Raw genomic sequence first — 18,644 nt, 5'->3', positions numbered from 1 at the left:
TTCCGGTCGCTGACAGTGACCGGTTAACCTGACGCAAGAAGTGTATCTGTTTCCCGAAGAGAAGAGATGGGAAGGTACCTTCGTTGACTTGAAAGGTTAGCCCGATGGCTCCTAAGGTTCTGATTTCCGACAAGCTCTCTGAAAAAGCAGTCCAGATTTTTAAAGATCGTGGTTGTGACGTCGATTTCCTGCCAGATGTTGGCAAAGACAAAGAAAAACTCGCTGAGATTATCGGTCAATACGATGGTTTGGCGATCCGTTCTGCAACCAAAGCCACCGAGAAAATCATCAAAGCGGCAACTAACCTGAAGGTGATTGGTCGCGCTGGTATCGGTGTCGATAACGTTGATATTCCAGCAGCAACCGCCAAGGGTATCGTTGTCATGAACACTCCGTTTGGCAACGCGATTACGACTGCTGAACATGCTATTGCAATGATGTTTGCTGTGACCCGTCAGATCCCTGCAGCGGATGTTTCCACGCAGGCTGGCAAGTGGGAGAAGTCCCGCTTTATGGGTAACGAAGTCACCTCCAAAACGCTTGGTCTTGTTGGCTGTGGTAACATTGGCTCTATCGTTGCAGACCGTGCTATCGGTTTGAAAATGAAGGTGATTGCGTTCGATCCATTCCTCTCTCATGAGCGTGCGATTGATCTGGGTGTTGAGAAAGTTGAGCTGGAAGATCTCTTCAAGCGTGCTGACTTCATCACACTGCATACGCCCCTGACTGACCGCACCCGCAACATCATTGATGCTGATGCAATTGACATGATGAAAGAGGGTGTCTACCTCATCAACTGTGCTCGTGGTGGTCTGGTTGATGAAGTTGCTCTGCGTGCTGCGCTGGATAGCGGTAAAGTTGCTGGTGCTGCGGTTGATGTGTTCACGGAAGAGCCAGCAAAAGAGAACGTTCTGTTTGGTGCGCCAAATCTGGTTTGTACACCTCACCTTGGTGCGTCCACTTCTGAAGCTCAGGAAAATGTTGCGCTTCAGGTGGCTGAACAGATGTCTGACTATCTGGTCAACGGTGCTGTTTCCAACGCACTGAACATGCCATCCATTACCGCTGAAGAAGCTCCACGTCTGGCGCCATTTGTTAAGCTCGCAGAACAACTTGGCTCCTTTGCTGGTCAGGCAACTGAGACAGGCATCAAGGCTGTTCGTATTGAGTACGAAGGTGATGTTGCCGAAATGAACGTGAAGGCGATGACCGCTGCAGCGCTTACCGGTGTTCTTCGCCCACTGCTGCAGACCGTGAACATGGTTTCTGCGCCAGAAGTTGCGAAAGAGCGTGGCATCGTGATTGAAGATGTTCGCCGTGAGCAGCATGGTGCTTATGAAAACTACATCCGCCTGACTGTTATCACAGAGCGTCAGGAGCGTTCTGTTGCTGGTACTGTCTTCGGTGATCAGAAGCCACGTATCATCCAGATCAAAGGCATCAACATGGAAGCAGAGCTTGGTGAGAACATGCTCTACGTGACCAACCAAGATAAGCCGGGCTTCATTGGTCAGCTGGGTTCCATCCTTGGTGATGCGAAGATCAACATCGCAACGTTCAACCTTGGCCGTAAGGTTGAGGGTGAGGAAGCGATCTGTCTTGTTGAGATTGATGGTGAAATCGCTGAGGCGACTGTGAATGAGATTGCTGCGATTGAGCAGGTGAATCAAGCGAAGCTGTTGCACTTCCCTCAGCAGGGCTAAGCAATTTAGCTGGAATAGATTAGAAAAAGGCGGTCTTCGGGCCGCCTTTTCTTTTTCCGGTGGTCAGAAGTTCCGTGGAATTGCTTATCTGAGCACTTAGGCTCATGATGTGGGCTGGTTCCATTGTTGAGTTGAAAGTTACCATGAATATTGATCTGCTGCGCCGCCTCTGCGAAACCCCGGGTGTTCCTGGGCATGAGCATCGAGTGCGCGACCTTATCCTGAAGGAAATTGAGGGCCTGTTTGATGATGTTCAAACGGATGCAATGGGCTCTCTGATCTGTCGTCGTGATGCGCGTAGACCTACGAAAAAAGGCGAGAAGCCGAAGAAGGTCATGCTGCTGTGTCACATGGATGAGATCGGTTTCCTTGTCTCTCATATCACCGATAAAGGCTTCATTTATGTGCATCCGGTTGGCGGCTTTGATGCGCGTAATTTGTTCTCGCGCCGTGTGCTGGTTTCAACGGATGAAGGTGATCTGAAAGGGGTTATGAATGCGGCTGGTCGGCCTATTCATATCGCCTCTCCTGAAGAGCGCAAAAAGACACCGGAAGTGACTGACTTTGTTATTGATCTTGGTCTTGGTGAAAAGACCAAAGAGGTGGTCAAAGTGGGTGACATGGTGACCCTCGATGAGCCACTGATTGAGATTGGTGAGAAGGTGGTTTCCAAGGCGCTGGATAACCGTGTGGCGTGCTGGCTTGGCATTGAAGCTTTGCGTGCGCTCGGTGATGCGAAGCATGCCTGTGAAATCTATGTTGCGTTCACCTGTCAGGAAGAAGTTGGTCTGCGCGGTGCTAAGACCGCTGCTTACGCGATCCAGCCTGATATCGGGCTTGGTGTTGATATTACGCTGGCTTGTGACACGCCGGGTGTGTCCGAACAGGATCGGACGACTGTACAGGGTGCGGGCTTTGGTCTTCATGTGAAAGACAGCTCCTTCATTGCTGATTTGCAGCTTGTGAAGGACATTGAGGAGTTGGCTAAAGAAGAAGAGATCCCATATCAGCGCACTATGTTGAGGATTGGTGGTCAGGATGGAGCGGCTGCTCAGCAGGCTGCGGCTGGTGCGAAAGCTGTAGGTATCGTGGTTGGAACGAGGTATGTGCACACTGTTACGGAGATGATCCATAAGAGTGATCTACTCGCTGCTCGTGATATTCTGGCAGCTTATCTCAAGTGCAACTGATCTACCGCGCTTCGATGTAAATAAACACCGCCTCCGGTTCGAAAGAGCCGGAGGCTTTTTGTTAGGCGGTGGCTTGTTGTTTGTTGGTCCAGCGGCTGGTGAGGCGGCCATCGATGAGCAGGAGCGCAATGAAGATCGCGGCCATGCCGAGCCAGTGGTTTGGTTCTAGGCGTTCATTCAGGAAGATTGCGCCGAGGATTATCGCGCTTACCGGGATCAGGAGCGTGACGGATGCTGCGTTGGTGGCGCCTGCCAGTTTGAAGAGCTGGAAGTACAGGATGTAAGCGAAGGCTGTGCATGCCAGAGCGAGGACCAGAACGCTTGACCATGTGAGAGCGGAAGCTGACATAAGCTGCTGTGTTGGGGCCATATAGATGAGGGCCGGGATAAGCAGGATGGTTGAGGCGGTTAACTGGCCTGTTGCCAAGGCTGCCGGGGGCAGCTTTTTAAGGCGCATGATTATAAAAGCGCCGAAGGCATAGGAGAGTGCGGCGCCCAACACTGCGAGCTGCGGTAGAACCTGATTGCTGGCTCCGCTCAACGCATCGCTGCCCACCATGATTGCCACACCGATGATGCCGATGATTGCAGCGATCAGCTTGGTGACGGTCAGCTTCTCCTCATTGCTGAGTATCTGCATGACGATCATCGTGAAGATGGGCGTGAATGCGTTGAGGACAGAGGCCAGTCCGGAGGCAATGTATTGCTGGCCCCAGAAGATGAGAGAGAAGGGGACCACGTTGTTCATGAAGCCGAGCAGCAGGAAGCTGCCGATCCACTTTGCTGTCAGAGGAATAGATTGGCGGGTCACAAGAAGAAAGCACCACATGGCGGTCGCTGCGATGGCTACTCTCAGGAAAACCAGCGTGATGGGATCCAGCTCAACCACTGCGATCTTGGCGAAAAAGAAAGCGCCGCCCCACAAGGTGCCCAATAAGAGAAGAATAGACCAGGCGAGCCAGTCAAGTTTTTGTGCGTTCATAAAGCGTAGTCAACTTGGTGAAATTTCTTGCAGGAATTGCAAAAAATGTGGAATTGGAATTAGGACTAGTAATATCACTCGGTCTTACGGCTGTACCACCCGATTTGCGAGTAAAACAATCAACAGAGGTTCACTCTGATCGCAAAAATTACAGTCTTCAGCCTCATTTTGAAGGAAAAGGGCTCGTATTTAAGTGAGTGACAGATTATAAGGCGCTGTAACTGCGCCCCGGCTTTTACGCCGGGGTTTCTTATGTTGTCTCTCATGATTTGCATTCTGAGGTGACAAACCACTTTATACAGACAAGCAAATCATATGACGGCGTCTTTGAGACAAGACGCTGGCAGCCGCAGGAGGGCTGAAAAACCATGGCCAACGTTGTCGTAGTTGGGTCACAATGGGGTGACGAAGGTAAGGGTAAACTTGTCGACTGGCTCTCTGAGCAAGCCGATGTTGTTGTACGCTTCCAAGGCGGACACAATGCAGGTCATACGCTTGTTATTGACGGCACGAGCTACAAGCTGGCACTGCTGCCATCTGGTGTTGTTCGTGGCAAACTTTCCGTCATCGGCAATGGCGTTGTGATTGACCCTCATGCACTGGTCGCTGAAATCGAGCGCCTTGAAGCTCAGGGTGTGAAAATCTCTCCGGAAATCCTGCGTGTTGCTGACAATGCTACTCTTATTCTGAGCCTGCACCGCGAGCTTGATGCTCTGCGTGAAGATGCAAGCCCAGCAGGCACCAAAATCGGCACCACCAAACGTGGTATCGGCCCTGCTTATGAAGATAAAGTCGGTCGTCGCGCAATCCGCGTGATGGATCTGGCAAACATGAGCACGCTGCCAGCGAAGATTGACCGTCTGCTGACACACCACAACGCAATTCTGCGTGGTCTGGGTCGCGATGAAATCTCTCCTGAAACCATCTATCAGGAGCTGGAAAGCGTTGCAGACAAGATCCTGCCTTACATGGATAAAGCATGGTACATGCTGGATAAAGCGCGCCGTGAAGGTAAGCGTTTGTTGTTTGAAGGTGCGCAGGGCGCACTGCTGGACAACGACCACGGCACTTATCCGTTTGTAACTTCATCCAATACAGTTGCAGGTCAGGCTGCTGCTGGTAGTGGTCTTGGTCCAAACTCTATCGATTACGTTCTGGGTATCACTAAAGCTTACACCACTCGTGTAGGTGAAGGCCCGTTCCCAACCGAACAGCAGAACGAAGTTGGTGAGTTCCTCGGTACTCGTGGTCATGAGTTCGGAACAAACACCGGTCGTCGTCGTCGCTGTGGCTGGTTTGATGCAGTGATTGTCCGTCAAACCGTTTGCACCAGCGGAATCAATGGGATTGCATTGACAAAGCTTGACGTTTTGGACGGACTGGATGAAATTAAGATTTGTGTTGGTTATGAGCTAGATGGTGAGCGAATCGATTACCTTCCGGCATCTCAAGGTGCTCAGGCGCGGGTTGTTCCCATTTATGAGACCCTGCCTGGTTGGAAGGAATCAACCAAAGGCGCGCGCACCTGGGCTGAATTACCTGCACAAGCTGTGAAATACGTTCGGCATGTTGAAGAGCTGATTGGTGCTCCGGTCGCTCTGTTATCAACAAGCCCAGAACGTGATGACACAATCCTGGTTCAGAATCCATTCCAGGATTAAGTCGTGAAGTGAAGCTCTGGGGGCAATGGGCAGTTAAATGGCGGACTATAATTCCGTTCTGAAAAAAGCGGTAGCTGGTTTACAAGAGAACACTGGTTCGGCACGGCGGGCAGTTTATCAACGCGCGCGAAATGCAATTGTAAAGCAACTTAAAAGTTACGACCCACCACTGTCTCCCTCCCAGATCACTGAGGAGCAGCTGAAGCTTGAAGAGGCCATTCGTAAGGTCGAAGCGGAAGCTGCTCGCGAGTCTCTCGGGTTGGGGCGGTCCAAAACCACCCCAGCTCCAAGTGCTCCGCAGCCGACAGCTCCTCCTGTTTCTGCGGCACCAACACCTCCACCAGCTGATGACAAGCCAAAGGCTGACGCAAAGCCCGAAGAGCCTGCACGCGAAGAGCCAAAAGCACCTGCTGCCAAAGCGGATGTGTTTAAAGAAGCTGTTCGTGCCGCACAGGATCTTGGCAATGCTGCTCACCAAGCCAATCAGATGGCGCGTGACCAGCTGCCTGAAGCTTCCAAAGAGCGCAAAGAGCCTGATCTTGGTTCCATGGGCGAGAGCGAGCCGAAAGAGCCTGCTGCTTCCCTGCCGACCAAAGGGGCTGTTGAGACCAGCGCTGAAGAGCGCGCTTGGGTTCCTGGCGAAGCTCGTCGCTCCAAGCTGGAGACCAAAGACAAGACCGCTCGCCGCGAAATTGACGAGCCTGCGAAGGTTAAGCCAAAGACAAGCCGTAAACCTGCTTCCTCCCGCAAGCCTGTGGTTGCACAGCGCGTAGGGGACGCGATTGAGCAGGAGGAGGGTCTGAAGCCTTCCAATACATCCGGCATTGTCGGCATGATTGTTATCATCCTGATCATTCTGGGTGTGACTGCAGGCGTTTACAGCCAGCGCGAGGCCATTCTCTCTCTGATCCTGCCAGCTGAAACCAGCGAGACCGGAGAGCCAGAGAGCGCACCAACAGGTGAAGATGAACCACTTCGGGTTCAGCCTGAACGTGCGCCTAAGAAGAACACTGATCGTTTGTTGCCATCTGATGAAGGAGCTAAAGTTTCTCCAGATGCAACACCGGTGACGACAACACGGATTACCCGGAACTCTTCCAGCGCGGCACCAGCAGAAAGTGCACCTGCACCAACTGTGGTTCGCAGTGTTGATCCGGCACCTTCCGCATCCACTGATGATAGTGCTGCACCTCAGGTGCTGCCGGCTAAGGAGCCTGAGCCGCAGACAGCGGGTGTCGAGACGAACTCAGTTCCACCGGCAGAGACCATCGGCACCGAGTCCGAGATTTCTCCAGTGGCACAGCAGAGCATTCTTTATGAAGAAGCTTTGACACCGGGTGCAGCTGGTTCTGCTTCTCGCGGTAACGTGGTCTGGACGCTGGATGAGGTCAATGGAACCTCCGTCATCAAAGCTGTTGCGACGCTTCCATCGCGAAATCTCTCTGTTGAGATGACGCTGAAGCCGAACAGCGACCAGTCCCTGCCAGCGAGCCATCTGCTGGAATTGAACTTCATCTTCCCGGAAGGGTTTGACGGCAAGGGCGTTGAGAAAGTGCCTGGCCTGATCCTGAAGAAGACTGAATCCGAAGCTGGTGATCCGTTGGATGGGGCTGCTGTAAAGGTTTCTGACACACTCTTCTGGATTGCTCTTTCTGACAGCAATGAAGAGAAGGCAAAGAACCTGCAGCGTCTTGCTGAGCGTGAATGGATTGATGTTCCGCTGCTGTATAACAGCGGCCGCCGCGCAATGCTGACCTTTGAAAAAGGTACAACTGGCAACAAGGTTGTCGCTCAGGCAATCAAGAGCTGGAAGTGAGCTGATTTCAGCAAGTTAGATCGATTTTAGAAGGCCTTGGCTCTGTTGGAGCTGGGGCCTTTTTTCATGGCGTTGTCCCCCGGCCTCAGAAAATCTGCTTGCAAACTCCCGTAGAAACGCGCATGGTCCTTGCCATTCCGAGGGGTGCTTTTCTTGACGAAAAGCTGAGATTGCCACGAGCTAAACCCTTTGAACCTGATCCGGGTAATGCCGGCGAAGGGACGGGACCTGAGCCATTCTTCCCGGATCTCCATATCTGCAGTTTGTAGTTGGAGGTCCTGTGTCGAAAATTCCCAGAGAGCCAATCTGAGCTCCGTTCTTCCGCCTGTTTGTGATGCCCAATACCATTGTTGGGAAATGACATGCTGAAGCGAGCTTTAATACGAATTCTGCGAAGTCTTTTCGGGATTTTGCTGTTTGTCGCCATTTGGGAAATTGTGGTTCGGATTGGAGAGTTTCCTCCGTTTCTATTGCCAGGTCCGGCGGCGGTGTTTACCGCTTTTCTCAATCAGGGTGCTTTCCTGCTGCATCATGCAGGCATTACCGCCTATGAGACCGTTCTCGGCTTTCTCTTTGGTGTGAGTGCCGGGGCTTCGCTTGCTATCTTGCTGTCGATGTCTCGCCGGGTGCGCCTGTTTCTGCTGCCTCCGATTGCAGCTACTCAATCTCTTCCTGTGTTTGCGATTGCACCGCTTCTGGTGCTGTGGTTCGGCTTTGGGCTTGCGTCCAAGGTGGTGATGGCTGTGATTGTGATCTTCTTTTCCGTGACCTCAACGTTTTTTGACGGGTTACGGAGGACGGATCAGTCCTTGCTTGACCTTGGTAAGCTGCATGGCCTTAATCGCTGGCAAATGCTCCGTTACATCCGCATTCCTGCTGCGATGCCGTCTCTGGCATCAGGCATGCGGATTGCGGCGGTGTTCGCGCCGATTGGTGCGGTGGTTGGAGAATGGGTTGGTGCTAAGGGAGGGCTGGCTTTCATCATGTTGCAATCCAACGCACGCATGCAAACAGCGACCATGTTTGCAGCGCTGATCTTGCTTGCGGTGATGGTGTTGAGCCTGAGGGCAGTTGTTGAGTTCGCCACTTCTCGGATGATCTATTGGCAGAAAGAGATCTAGATCTCAGAGTATGAGGACGTAACCTTATGAAAAAACTAGGTATGCTGTTTGGTGCAGCGATGCTTGCGAGCACTCTTCAGGTGCAGGCTGCGGACAAGCTGACTGTGCTGCTCGATTGGTTTGCGAACCCGGACCATGCTCCGATTGTGGTTGCGAAGGCACGGGGCTTCTTTGAGAAGGAAGGGCTTGATGTTGAGCTGATTGAACCGGCTGATCCTTCCATGCCACCAAAGTTGGTTGCTGCCGGGCAGGGGGATATTGCAATCTCCTATCAGCAGACGCTGCATCCGCAGATCGATGAAGGCATGCCGCTTATGCGCATCGGCACGTTGGTTTCCACGCCGCTGAACACGCTGATCGTGCTGGAAGATGGGCCGATCAAGGAGATTGCAGACCTCAAGGGCAAGCGCATCGGCTACTCCACGTCCGGCTTTGAAAGTGCCATGCTGGGCAAGATGCTCTCCAATGCTGGCCTGAGTTCTGATGATGTTGAGCTGATCAACGTGAACTTCTCGCTGTCTCCTTCCTTGATGGCGGGACAGGTTGATGCGGTGATTGGTGGTTACCGTAACTTTGAGCTAAACCAGATGGAAATTGAAGGCGCGAAAGGTCGTGCGTTCTATCCGGAAGAAAATGGTGTGCCGGTTTATGATGAGCTGATCTATGTTGCTCACAAGGACAAGCTGGATGATCCACGCCTGAAGAAGTTCATCAGCGCAATTGAAGCGGCAACTGTTTATCTGCTGAACAATCCTCAGGACTCCTGGAAGAGCTTCCTTGAGGTCTATCCGAACCTTGATGATGAGCTGAACAAGCGCGCCTGGGCAGATACTCTGCCACGTTTTGCGAGCCGTCCGGCAGCTTTGGATATCGGTCGCTATGAGCGCTTCGCGAACTTCCTGATTGAGCAGGGGCTCATTAAAACAGCGCCTCCAGTGGAAACCTACGCGGTTGAACTGCGCTAACCGTTATAGGTCTAAACCATTTTCTGAGCCTCCGAGTTTCGGGGGCTCTTTTTATTTGTAGGCCAAATGCCGTTATTGCGCTGCATCCTTCACCGCTTCGTGCTGCGCCAGATCGCTGAGGATGTACTTCTCAAAAGCCGCATAGATGGCGTTGTACTCGCCGTCAGAGAGGGCTTTGCATTCGTCGAGCAGGGTGAGTGCTTTTTTCTTGTCGTTCTCCTCAAAGAGCGCGAAGACCATGTTGCAGTGGGTGTTCTTGAGTTTGAGGAAATTTTCCGAAAAAGCGAGGGATGGATCACCGAGTAACGCAAACGAACGCATTAAGTAACGGCTGGTTTTGACAGGGATCGTCTCCAGCGTCGCGAGCTCTTGCATCTGGCCGCGGGTGGTCTCGCAGATGAGGAGACTGTGGCCTGCGTCCTTGCAGTGACGGGCTAAATCATCAGCTAAATCAACGGGTTTGCCGAGTGGGGCATATCTGAAGTGGCGCCTCGTGCCGGTTTCTCCCAGCGTTGCCAGGCCTGTTGAGATGCCGATATCCAGCGTGACAGCGTGATCCGTCATGTTTTTTTGGTTGAAGTTGAAGCGATCTTTGACATTAAAACGCTTCATCTGCTTCTGCATTTCAATCGCCGTCCGACACGCATGTGCTGCATGGAACGGATCATCCAAAGGGGCGTTCCAGTAGGCGCTTAGGCCCGAGGTATTCAGCGTATTTAATGTTCCATCGTGGATATGGACTTCATCCAAATGGGCGGTTTGGAAGCTGTTAGAGAAGCTTGCGAGATCCTGAGGGGAGAGACCTTCATAATATCGATGAAAGTGCCTCAGGCGAGTTGAGAGGCTCGTGATCTCACGTTGTTGACCTTCCAATGGCAGTTGCTCTGATTTTGCAAGCAACTTCTGCATCTGTTTTGGTGCAAGAATACCTGTAAATCGCTCAGTTGTTTTACTGCGGTGGCTCTTGAAGGTCACTCTTCTGATAGTGCAGGAGATAGCGAAAATCAGCAAAATGATGAGCGATGGGAAGAACGGTTCCAGCGCTATGTTGTTAAGAGCGAACTGGTGAAATGCGACGCTGTTCATTGCCAGTACGGCGATGACTGCTATGGTCAGGCTCAGCCAGAAGCCTTGTGTTGCTGAAGCGAGTAAGACGGCCCCCCCAAATATAATTAGTGCAGCAACCTCAGTGTATTGGCTCCACTTGGGCATGGTGATGAAATTGTTAGATTGCAGCGTTTGGAGTGCTTGTGCATGCCGTGCTGATACTCTCGACTGTGTGCCCAGAACAAAAGTGCTGTTGCTTGCTGGAGGCCAGAGTTTGGAGGAGACTCTGTCTTGCAAGATGTCGTTTGCAGCAAAAATATAAGCACCGGATGAACCGCTGTTGTAAATCAGCATCTCACCCTTTGAGGTGACGGGAACTTGGAGTTCTGCACTTTCTAACGAGGAGCCTTGCTCCGTTTGGATCAACTGGAAATCATCGGCTTTAGCTGAATTTAAGAGCTTCCAGGCTTGCAGTGCGAGTGAGGGAGCCGGGTTCATTTTTCTCTCAAGCTGCAGCTCGTAGAGCAGGGCAGACGACCCCATTGCATACTGTCCATCACGTTGGAAACCAACAGCCTCTGAGAACCTTATGTAATTGGAAAGTGGAGGCTTTTCCGCTGTTGCTTGGGTCAATGGACTGTTGAGCAATACAGGGTAATGGGAGATGATGGTCTGCAGCAGAAGATCGTGGTTTGGGTATGTCGCTCGCAAGGATGGCTGCAAGGTATCATAGGTTCTGCTTCTCAGTGTTGGTGAAGCAGGATCAGCCTTTCTGAAGTCGGCATCGATGATCAGTAACTCAGGATTATACTCCCCCAGCTTTTGAAGGATTTGCGCCAACTCGAGACGCTGATAAACCGGCTCCTGCGTTTGCTGGGATGATTCTGGTGTCAGATGGATCGTGTAGACTGGCGGCGCCGATGCTGTGTTTGGCCATGCCAATTGCAGCGCGTTTTGGCTGAGATATCCGACGTTTTCCAATACCTGTGGGTATAGGATGCGGAGCAGTATAGCTATAGCTATGATTAAGCAGGATACAACCGCAGCGAGTGCGCGGTTGGTTTGCGACAGCCAGCCAGAGCCGAACATTGTATTTCCCCCCAAGAGGGGAAGCGACCCAACTCACATAAAATCCCCTCATCATTAACCTTAGGAGAGCATCTGGGGGACGACAAGCTTGGCTGTTTATTTAAAAGGATGTTCCTACAGATGATTTGTATTTTAAGTTAATTCAGCTCAAATCGTGTGCATGTAAGCATTGCAATGCAGACAGCATCCATCATGGCTGTGCAATCAGCGTCCATTTTCATATGGCTGAGAAACGTACCCCCTGAGCGGGAGTACGTGTTATGCACTTGCGTGTTGGGCAGCCATTGCCATTGCGCTTTCCTGAACGGCCTTCTGGACCTTTTCAAAAGCACGCACTTCAATCTGGCGAACACGTTCGCGGCTGACACCAAACTCGGTGGAAAGCTCTTCCAGAGTGATTGGGTTTTCTGACAGACGACGTGCTTCGAAAATGCGGGTTTCACGTTCATTGAGAACGCTCATAGCATTTTTCAGCATATCGCGGCGCACGTCATACTCTTCCTGCTCAGCAAGCACAGCTTCCTGACTTTCGGAATCGTCAACGAGCCAATCCTGCCATTCGCTGGATTCACCTTCGCTGGAGCGCAGTGGAGCGTTCAGAGAAGAGTCGCCACCCAAACGGCGGTTCATGGAAACAACTTCGTTTTCCGTTACGCCGAGAGTCGTTGCAATCTGCTGAACCTGTTCAGGACGCAGATCACCGTCTTCAAATGCCTGAATTTTGCCTTTGACGCGACGCAGGTTGAAGAACAGACGCTTCTGATTTGCGGTGGTGCCCATTTTTACCAGCGACCAAGTGCGCAGGATATACTCCTGAATGGAGGCTTTGATCCACCACATCGCATAGGTTGCCAGTCGGAAGCCTTTGTCCGGCTCAAAACGTTTTACAGCCTGCATCAGGCCTACGTTACCTTCGGAGATGACTTCGCCCAGTGGCAAGCCATAGCCGCGGTAACCCATTGCGATCTTAGCAACGAGGCGCAGGTGAGAATTTACAAGTTTTTCGGCAGCTTTAGGTTCGTCGTGTTCCCGGTAGCGCTTGGCGAGCATGTACTCTTCCTGCGGCTGAAGCATCGGGAATTTTCTAATCTCATCTAAATAGCGGCTTAAACCGCCTTCGCCACCCGTGAGGGCTGGTAGGTTACGGGCCATAAAGCACCCCTCCTTGCTTAGTGTTCCCGCCTGATCGAGGGATCAGGCTTTTCGGCAAACACACATTGGTGCCTCCAGATGAAGCGCACCTGAAGTTTCTATATGGGAACATTGTGGCCAAAACGCTACCAGATCGGCAATTTTTTTGGCCTAAATTTTTCGTAATGATTGAAGAATACCAGCAAAATCAGCGGGTAACTCCGATTCAAACTTCATGAATTCCTGCGTTCTTGGGTGCGCAAACGCCAAAAGTCCTGCATGAAGAGCTTGTCGTTTGAATTCCGCCAACTGGGTTTTCAGTGGTTCGTGGAATTTATTGTATTTAGTTCTAAAGCCAGAACCGTAATCCATATCACCTATTAGCGGATTTCCGATGTGGGACATGTGTACGCGGATCTGGTGGGTTCGGCCTGTTTCCAGACGACATTCAATGAGGCTTGCTACGGCAGCTTCATCCTGCGGCCCAAAACGCTCCTGAACCTGCCAATGGGTTATCGCGTGGCGACCTCCGGTTTTCAGTACTGAGATCTTCTGGCGGTTGGCGGTTGAGCGAGCGAGGTTGGCGTCTACGGTTCCCTTTGCTGCGGTGGGAGCACCCCAGACAAGAGCTTTATAGGCCCGTTCCAGTGGACCGGTTCTGCCGTGGTCGGCAAACTGAGCTGCGAGGCCTTGGTGTGCCATGTCATTTTTAGCGACGACGAGCAGGCCTGTGGTGTCTTTATCAATGCGATGAACGATGCCAGGGCGCTTGACGCCGCCGATACCGGACAGGGAGGAGCCGCAATGGTGGATCAGTGCGTTGACCAGTGTGCCAGTAGGATTGCCAGCGCCTGGATGCACGACAAGGCCTGCTGGTTTGTCGATGACGATCAGGTCTTCGTCCTCATAAACGATGGTCAGAGGGATATCTTCTGGCTGTGGTTCAGCTGCTTCTGGCTCCGGGACAATAAGAGTGATTGTATCTCCGGCACAGACTCTATATTTAGGCTCCAACACCGTGCGCTGGCCAATTTGAACCTGACCAGCCCGGATCAAGGCTTGAAGTCGGTTGCGACTGAAGTCATCTATATGCGCAGCGAGCACAGCATCCAGACGGCGACCGGTGTCTTCCGGCTCTGGCGTGATGACTGTTGGTTGTTGCTCATTGGCAATTACAGAGTTTGTGAGTGGCTGGGTGCCCTCAGGAGATTTATCGTTCATGCGTGATCCTAATACTGACAGCGACGAGACTGTACAGGACGAACTTGATCCAGCAGCTTTGAGGCTTCAAGCGAAGCTCCGCCGCCTCTTGATGGGGTCAAGCCTTGTCATGGTGCTCGGCTTATTAGCTGTCTTTGCGGCCATCTTCTATAAGATTAACGCCAATAATTCCAATGTTAGCGCAGATAATATTGCTGCAACAATTGCGATTGGCGCTGAAGCACAGGTTATCTCCGTGACCCAGATGGACGGAAATCTGGTTGTGCTGGTGAAAGAAGGTGCGTCACAAGCACTTGTCTATATCGACCCTGTGACGGGTCGAAAAATCGCACGCACTGATTTTGTTGCGAGATAGGTGGATAAACCCCCTTTTCTTTTGAGGAGGGGGCTTGCCAAGCGGGGAATTAGCCAATATACCCCCGTCCATCGCGAGAGCGAAGCTTAGGCGCCCATCGTCTAGCGGTTAGGACGCCGCCCTTTCACGGCGGAAACAGGGGTTCGATTCCCCTTGGGCGTACCAAAAGCTTCATCAGCGATACCAAGCAGTTATCTGCTTGAAGACAGGACTTTGTAAAAAGTCTTCTCACTATGTGAGCGCCCATCGTCTAGCGGTTAGGACGCCGCCCTTTCACGGCGGAAACAGGGGTTCGATTCCCCTTGGGCGTACCATAGTTGTCTTCGAAATACCGGGCAGTCATCTGCTCGAAGACAGAGCTTTTTGAAAGTTCTCTCACTGTGTGAGCGCCCATCGTCTAGCGGTTAGGACGCCGCCCTTTCACGGCGGAAACAGGGGTTCGATTCCCCTTGGGCGTACCACTACTTTTCTTCCCGATACATTGTTACTGAGCCAGTAAGCAGTATTGAGCCCGCTTGCATCTTTTGCTTAAGGCAAAGCGCATGTCAGCCATGGTATGTGGTGTTTGCTTGGATGTTGTCTGAGGATGGTTCCCCTAGATGGGGTGATGCAGCACTTCAAGGATAGATGTGTTTGCAGCAGGAAAGCCCAAAGGTGCGGTTTAGAACCAGCGACCGTTTAATCCTGCGCCGAGGTGGTGGTCTTCTTTATCGCCGTCAACATCATTCCAGAGCTTTTCGTCACTCTGAGTTTCGTTGCTGACGGTCTTTGCCAGACTTTCACTGAGCTGAGCATTCATTTCTTTCAAGTCATCGATGTTGTCGAGAACTTCGATGCGGGCCTCAGCAGTCTGGAGTTTGCTTTTCAGTGCGGCTGGTTTCTTTGCAGAATACCGATTGGCACTGTATTGCCGTTCCATTACGCGGGTCACAGTTCGTCCCTCTTAGATTTTCTAGCTGAACTTTGATAAGACAGTGTATTGATCCGCGTGAGCTTTAACGGACTTCTTTGGGCGGTATCATGACAAAGATGGAAAAAGTTGCAGCTTGTCCCCTTTTTGTGACGTATTAATACTAAGAGTACGGGAGCAGAGGCAAGAGGACTTTTGTTTTGAACTCATCTAATAGTCGTCTGGATGCTTCTGTGCTTTTGGCTATAGTACTGTGAAACATCGCAGATTATAGACTGGTGGCAATGTACAAAAAAATTATCGGACTTGATTCATGATGCTGGTTTCGCGCCACAACTCTATTCTTGATATTGCCCGAGAGACCGGGAAGGTGGAAGTTGACGAACTCGCCACGCGCTTTTCTGTGTCTCCTCAGACAATCCGCAAAGACCTGAAAGAGTTGAGCGACCAAGGGCTGCTGACCCGCGTACATGGTGGCGCGCTGCTGGCGTTTGGCGTTGAGAACCTGGGCTATTCCGCGCGTAAGGATCTGGCAGGCAAAGAGAAGGAAGCTATCGGGCAAGCCGCTGCTGACCTGATCCCAGATCGTGCATCGCTCTTTGTGAATATCGGGACGACCACTGAGGCAGTGGCGCGGGCTTTGATCCAGCGTACCGGCCTTATGATCATCACCAACAACCTCAATGTGGCAAGCACATTGCGCCCATTCTCAGAGAATGAAGTGATCATCTCTGGCGGATTGGTGCGTGCAACAGATGGCGGCATTGTGGGTGAGGCTGCTGCGGACTTCATCAGGCAGTTCAAGGTGGACTACGCTGTGATTGGTGTGTCTGCGCTGGATCGTGATGGGGCGCTGCTGGACTATGATTACCGCGAAGTGCGTGTTGCGCAGGCGATCATTGAGAATGCACGGCATGTTATTCTGGTCGCTGACCAGACCAAGTTCGAGCGTTCTGCTCCTGTACGGATTGGCCATATCGCGCAAGTGGATACGTTTGTAACGGATACGCTGGTTTCGCAGGATTACCGTCAGTTGTTGGCGGACAATGAAGTGCGACTGGTGGAAGTGGCCGGTAAATCGCAACAGGATGCGAGTGGAGGCTCCAAGAGCCCGACAGAGGCCTGAGCTGGCTAACGCAGCATTCTGATGGTAGATACGAAAAAGGCGCCGTTTGAGGCGCCTTTTGTTTGAGATGTGCGAGGCCGAAGGTTAGCCGCGGGAGCTGCTGGTCTTTCTTGCGTCTGCGATGCGTTCAGCAAGGTTCTTGTCTGGTTCTGGTGCAGGCGTTGCTTTGTCCGCTTTTGCCGCTGGAGCGCTCTTTGCTGCTGCAGGCTTACGGGTGCGCGGCTTTGTAGCTTTAGCCGGAGTACGTCTGGTGCGCGTGGTTTTGGGCTTTGCTGCCTCAGCCTTCGGTGTGCTTGAGGCGATTGTGCTGAGGTCTTTCAGGACTTCATCGTACTTTTCTGCGAGCGGAGGATTTTCTGCAATTGCCTTTGCTGTGATCTGGGCAGCAAGATCTTTCAGTTCATTGCGCAGATCAACGGCTTCCTCGATCTTGGAGGTGCTGTTAGCGCGTTCTTCGAGTTGCTTCGTCAGCTTCTCGATTGTTTTCTTTGCTTCTTCCAGATCGGTTTCGAGAGTTTTCATATGCTCAGGCGTTTTGATATTCGGATTTCTGGTGGTGCGCTTGGCAGCTTTTTCTTTGGCTGCCTTCTCTTGCTGAAGGGCGTGTTTCAGGTCATCACGCTCGCGTTCCAGTGAGCTGTAGCGGCTTTTGAGTTTGGTGAAAGACTGTGAGGCCAGTTCCGCTGCCTCTGCCGGAGAGGTTGGCTGATGCTTGGTTTCGGCTTCCGCCGTCATCTCTGAAACCTGCTGAGAGATCTGAGTTGCCAGTTCTGCAAGCGGGTTGTCCATATCCTGAAGTTCTGAAGTGTCGATTGGACCAACTGGCTTGGTCGCACCTTCTTCGTCCTTCAGTTCAGCATCAAGCTCGCGGGTCTTTTCTGCGGCGGCCTGTTTGTTGAGCTGGATAATCTCAGCGGATGCCTTCTGGTCGGCTGTCTGTTCAGCACCTGCAGTTTCCAACTCTGCTTCAGGCTCGGTCGTGATGCGGTCATCAGCGGAGAAGGGAATTGGTTCAGATGGATTTCTGCGGCGCAGGAAGCGTGTGGCCTTCTGAGCCATGTTTTTGCGCTCTCGGGCGGACTTGAGTTGCACGACGCTCAGCTCTTCCTTCAGCTCAGCGAGTTGTGCCTCGGCAGTTGCGCGGGCGGATGCATTTTCAGCAAGCTTTTCCGTCATGCCTTCCAGGCGAACTTCCATCTGACGGATCGCTATAGCGTGCTGCGCGCGCAGCGCATCTTTTGCCATGGTGGCGCGGGCATAGCTTATCGGGTTGGACGTCTCAATCGCTTTGCGTGTGAGACGTACAGCACGGCCCCAAATAAAGGGGAGGGCAGCGAGCGCTAGAATGCTCGCGAGGAAGAAACCCAGTGCAATGTATAGTGCAATTTCAATCACAAACTATGCCTGATCTGTTTAACGGGTGTGAGGGTCTGCAGCAGACTTAAGCGCATTCTCTCACACACTAACTTGCCAAAATATAACTAACGCAGGGTTAGTTATATCAGAAAGGATTCCATGTTGGCTTCCTAGTAAATTTCAAATAGCCCATGTTGAGGCCGAGGCGGGCACCAACGCCTGCACGAACCGGCACAACGAAGATGTCGTTGTTGGACAGAACCTGCATGCCGAAGCCGCCTACGAGGTAAGCAGAACCCTTTGCACCAACATAGCGGCGATAGATGGCATCGACACTTGGCAGATCGTAGACCAGCATCATCACGCGTGCGCCGTCACCGCCAACGTCAAAGCCCAGAGATGGACCCTGCCAGAAAATCTGGTGGTTGCCTGCGTTGCGGGTGTAGAGCGTGCCTTCACCATACGCAGCGCCTGCGAAGAATGCAGCGGAGCCTTCCTGGCCCAGAATATAGCCGTTTGGCTCACCGTATTGCTGAACAGCGCGTTCCACGACCTGTGCCAGACCGGTGGAGATGGAACCAAAGAAGTCATGACCTGCGGAGAGGATGTCTTGCTCGTGGTAGCGTGACTGATCAACAGCCGCTTGTGCATATGAATGTGTGTTGAGCGCCAGCAGAGCGAAAATGGCGCAAAGGACGATTGCAGCTTTGTTGCGCAGATTGGCGAACAGGCTCGTCATCATGCCAACGTCTCCTTCCAAGAAACCCGAGAATTTGGATTGTTCAGAGCAAATCCAATGTTAAGGGCATAGTGCAACTTTTAGGTACAACAAGTTATAGTGCCTTACATCTACCTAGTGGTTAATCACGGTATAGCTGGGTAAATGATGTGCATCCCGTTGGCCAGGCGTCGCGAATTTTGTATCTCTGTCAAACTTGCCGGTTTAGTTAATGCAGGTGATTCGGACTCTG

Annotated in this window: 15 protein-coding genes, 3 tRNA genes and 1 riboswitch; of the genes, 11 read left to right on the top strand and 7 right to left on the bottom strand. The window is 52.1% G+C overall.

Annotated features, from left to right (window positions below):
* Positions 1–104 precede the first annotated feature (104 nt).
* Both serA and PSE_RS22680 read left to right on the top strand, forming a co-directional pair.
* Complete coding sequence (serA, locus tag PSE_RS22685) at positions 105–1,703, top strand: phosphoglycerate dehydrogenase (protein ID WP_014286934.1); 1,599 nt, start codon at positions 105–107, stop codon at positions 1,701–1,703.
* A gap of 143 nt (positions 1,704–1,846) precedes the next feature.
* On the top strand, positions 1,847–2,893 hold the full coding sequence (locus tag PSE_RS22680; protein WP_041769140.1) for a M42 family metallopeptidase: 1,047 nt from the start codon (positions 1,847–1,849) through the stop codon (positions 2,891–2,893).
* Between the two features lie 61 nt (positions 2,894–2,954).
* Here the strand turns inward: PSE_RS22680 and PSE_RS22675 are convergent, their stop codons facing one another.
* A complete protein-coding gene (locus tag PSE_RS22675) occupies positions 2,955–3,875 on the bottom strand; it encodes a DMT family transporter (RefSeq protein WP_041768766.1) in 921 nt (306 codons plus the stop codon).
* 368 nt (positions 3,876–4,243) lie between these two features.
* Here PSE_RS22675 and PSE_RS22670 point away from each other — a divergent pair, with 368 nt between their 5' ends.
* The 4 genes from PSE_RS22670 to PSE_RS22650 all read left to right on the top strand — a co-directional run bounded on the left by PSE_RS22670 (position 4,244) and on the right by PSE_RS22650 (position 9,438).
* Positions 4,244–5,536, top strand: a complete 1,293-nt coding sequence (locus PSE_RS22670) for an adenylosuccinate synthase (protein ID WP_008551258.1) — start codon at positions 4,244–4,246, stop codon at positions 5,534–5,536.
* Between the two features lie 37 nt (positions 5,537–5,573).
* A complete protein-coding gene (locus PSE_RS22665) occupies positions 5,574–7,352 on the top strand; it encodes a hypothetical protein (protein WP_014286931.1) in 1,779 nt (592 codons plus the stop codon).
* A gap of 130 nt (positions 7,353–7,482) precedes the next feature.
* Positions 7,483–7,591, top strand: a riboswitch (TPP riboswitch).
* A gap of 171 nt (positions 7,592–7,762) precedes the next feature.
* Complete coding sequence (locus PSE_RS22655) at positions 7,763–8,473, top strand: ABC transporter permease (protein ID WP_014286930.1); 711 nt, start codon at positions 7,763–7,765, stop codon at positions 8,471–8,473.
* A 26-nt stretch (positions 8,474–8,499) separates the two neighbouring features.
* Complete coding sequence (locus tag PSE_RS22650) at positions 8,500–9,438, top strand: ABC transporter substrate-binding protein (protein ID WP_014286929.1); 939 nt, start codon at positions 8,500–8,502, stop codon at positions 9,436–9,438.
* A 72-nt stretch (positions 9,439–9,510) separates the two neighbouring features.
* Here PSE_RS22650 and PSE_RS22645 read toward each other — a convergent pair whose 3' ends face one another.
* From PSE_RS22645 to PSE_RS22635, 3 genes are all read right to left on the bottom strand, one after another.
* Positions 9,511–11,574, bottom strand: coding sequence for an adenylate/guanylate cyclase domain-containing protein (locus PSE_RS22645; RefSeq protein WP_083841608.1), 2,064 nt, complete (start codon positions 11,572–11,574; stop codon positions 9,511–9,513).
* Positions 11,575–11,832: 258 nt separating this feature from the next.
* Positions 11,833–12,726, bottom strand: a complete 894-nt coding sequence (gene rpoH, locus PSE_RS22640; RefSeq protein WP_008551469.1) for an RNA polymerase sigma factor RpoH — start codon at positions 12,724–12,726, stop codon at positions 11,833–11,835.
* 150 nt (positions 12,727–12,876) lie between these two features.
* Positions 12,877–13,926: an RluA family pseudouridine synthase gene (locus PSE_RS22635; protein ID WP_014286927.1), complete on the bottom strand. Its 1,050-nt coding sequence runs from the start codon at positions 13,924–13,926 to the stop codon at positions 12,877–12,879.
* Between PSE_RS22635 and PSE_RS22630 the strand changes: the two genes are divergently transcribed.
* The 4 genes from PSE_RS22630 (at position 13,925) to PSE_RS22615 (ending at position 14,742) form a co-directional block, all read left to right on the top strand.
* Positions 13,925–14,281, top strand: coding sequence for a DUF6476 family protein (locus PSE_RS22630; RefSeq protein ID WP_008551336.1), 357 nt, complete (start codon positions 13,925–13,927; stop codon positions 14,279–14,281). The two genes, PSE_RS22635 and PSE_RS22630, sit on opposite strands and share 2 nt — an antisense overlap.
* Positions 14,282–14,371: 90 nt before the next feature.
* Positions 14,372–14,446, top strand: a tRNA-Glu gene (locus PSE_RS22625).
* 74 nt (positions 14,447–14,520) lie between these two features.
* Positions 14,521–14,595: transfer RNA gene (locus PSE_RS22620), tRNA-Glu, on the top strand.
* A gap of 72 nt (positions 14,596–14,667) precedes the next feature.
* A tRNA-Glu gene (locus tag PSE_RS22615) sits at positions 14,668–14,742 on the top strand.
* Positions 14,743–14,942: 200 nt separating this feature from the next.
* Here the strand turns inward: PSE_RS22615 and PSE_RS22610 are convergent.
* Positions 14,943–15,212 (bottom strand): hypothetical protein, encoded by a 270-nt coding sequence (locus PSE_RS22610; protein ID WP_128647366.1) that lies wholly within the window; start codon positions 15,210–15,212, stop codon positions 14,943–14,945.
* A 292-nt stretch (positions 15,213–15,504) separates the two neighbouring features.
* On the opposite strand from PSE_RS22610, the gene PSE_RS22605 reads away from it, so the two are divergent.
* Entirely contained in the window at positions 15,505–16,317 is an 813-nt protein-coding gene (locus PSE_RS22605) for a DeoR/GlpR family DNA-binding transcription regulator (RefSeq protein WP_014286925.1), read from the top strand.
* An 84-nt stretch (positions 16,318–16,401) separates the two neighbouring features.
* Here PSE_RS22605 and PSE_RS22600 read toward each other — a convergent pair whose 3' ends face one another.
* Together PSE_RS22600 and PSE_RS22595 are read right to left on the bottom strand one after the other, a co-directional pair.
* Positions 16,402–17,712 carry a hypothetical protein gene (locus PSE_RS22600; RefSeq protein WP_014286924.1) on the bottom strand — a complete coding sequence of 437 codons (1,311 nt, stop codon included), beginning with the start codon at positions 17,710–17,712 and terminating at the stop codon, positions 16,402–16,404.
* Positions 17,713–17,818: 106 nt separating this feature from the next.
* Entirely contained in the window at positions 17,819–18,412 is a 594-nt protein-coding gene (locus tag PSE_RS22595) for a DUF1134 domain-containing protein (protein ID WP_037037827.1), read from the bottom strand.
* Between the last annotated feature and the right edge of the window lie 232 nt (positions 18,413–18,644).

The organism is Pseudovibrio sp. FO-BEG1, assembly GCF_000236645.1.
GTDB lineage: Bacteria > Pseudomonadota > Alphaproteobacteria > Rhizobiales > Stappiaceae > Pseudovibrio.
The sequence above is the reverse complement of the archived record's forward strand: the minus strand, read 5'-3'. Positions and strand labels throughout refer to the sequence as shown.

Excerpts from the sequence above, each read along its gene's own strand:
- PSE_RS22680 (WP_041769140.1), top strand. The coding sequence starts at position 1,847 with ATGAATATTGATCTGCTGCGCCGCCTCTGCGAAACCCCGGGTGTTCCT.
- PSE_RS22650 (WP_014286929.1), top strand. The coding sequence starts at position 8,500 with ATGAAAAAACTAGGTATGCTGTTTGGTGCAGCGATGCTTGCGAGCACT.
- PSE_RS22645 (WP_083841608.1), bottom strand. The coding sequence starts at position 11,574 with ATGTTCGGCTCTGGCTGGCTGTCGCAAACCAACCGCGCACTCGCTGCG.
- PSE_RS22670 (WP_008551258.1), top strand. The coding sequence starts at position 4,244 with ATGGCCAACGTTGTCGTAGTTGGGTCACAATGGGGTGACGAAGGTAAG.
- rpoH (WP_008551469.1), bottom strand. The coding sequence starts at position 12,726 with ATGGCCCGTAACCTACCAGCCCTCACGGGTGGCGAAGGCGGTTTAAGC.
- PSE_RS22665 (WP_014286931.1), top strand. The coding sequence starts at position 5,574 with ATGGCGGACTATAATTCCGTTCTGAAAAAAGCGGTAGCTGGTTTACAA.
- PSE_RS22635 (WP_014286927.1), bottom strand. The coding sequence starts at position 13,926 with ATGAACGATAAATCTCCTGAGGGCACCCAGCCACTCACAAACTCTGTA.
- PSE_RS22595 (WP_037037827.1), bottom strand. The coding sequence starts at position 18,412 with ATGACGAGCCTGTTCGCCAATCTGCGCAACAAAGCTGCAATCGTCCTT.
- PSE_RS22605 (WP_014286925.1), top strand. The coding sequence starts at position 15,505 with ATGATGCTGGTTTCGCGCCACAACTCTATTCTTGATATTGCCCGAGAG.
- PSE_RS22630 (WP_008551336.1), top strand. The coding sequence starts at position 13,925 with ATGCGTGATCCTAATACTGACAGCGACGAGACTGTACAGGACGAACTT.
- serA (WP_014286934.1), top strand. The coding sequence starts at position 105 with ATGGCTCCTAAGGTTCTGATTTCCGACAAGCTCTCTGAAAAAGCAGTC.
- PSE_RS22675 (WP_041768766.1), bottom strand. The coding sequence starts at position 3,875 with ATGAACGCACAAAAACTTGACTGGCTCGCCTGGTCTATTCTTCTCTTA.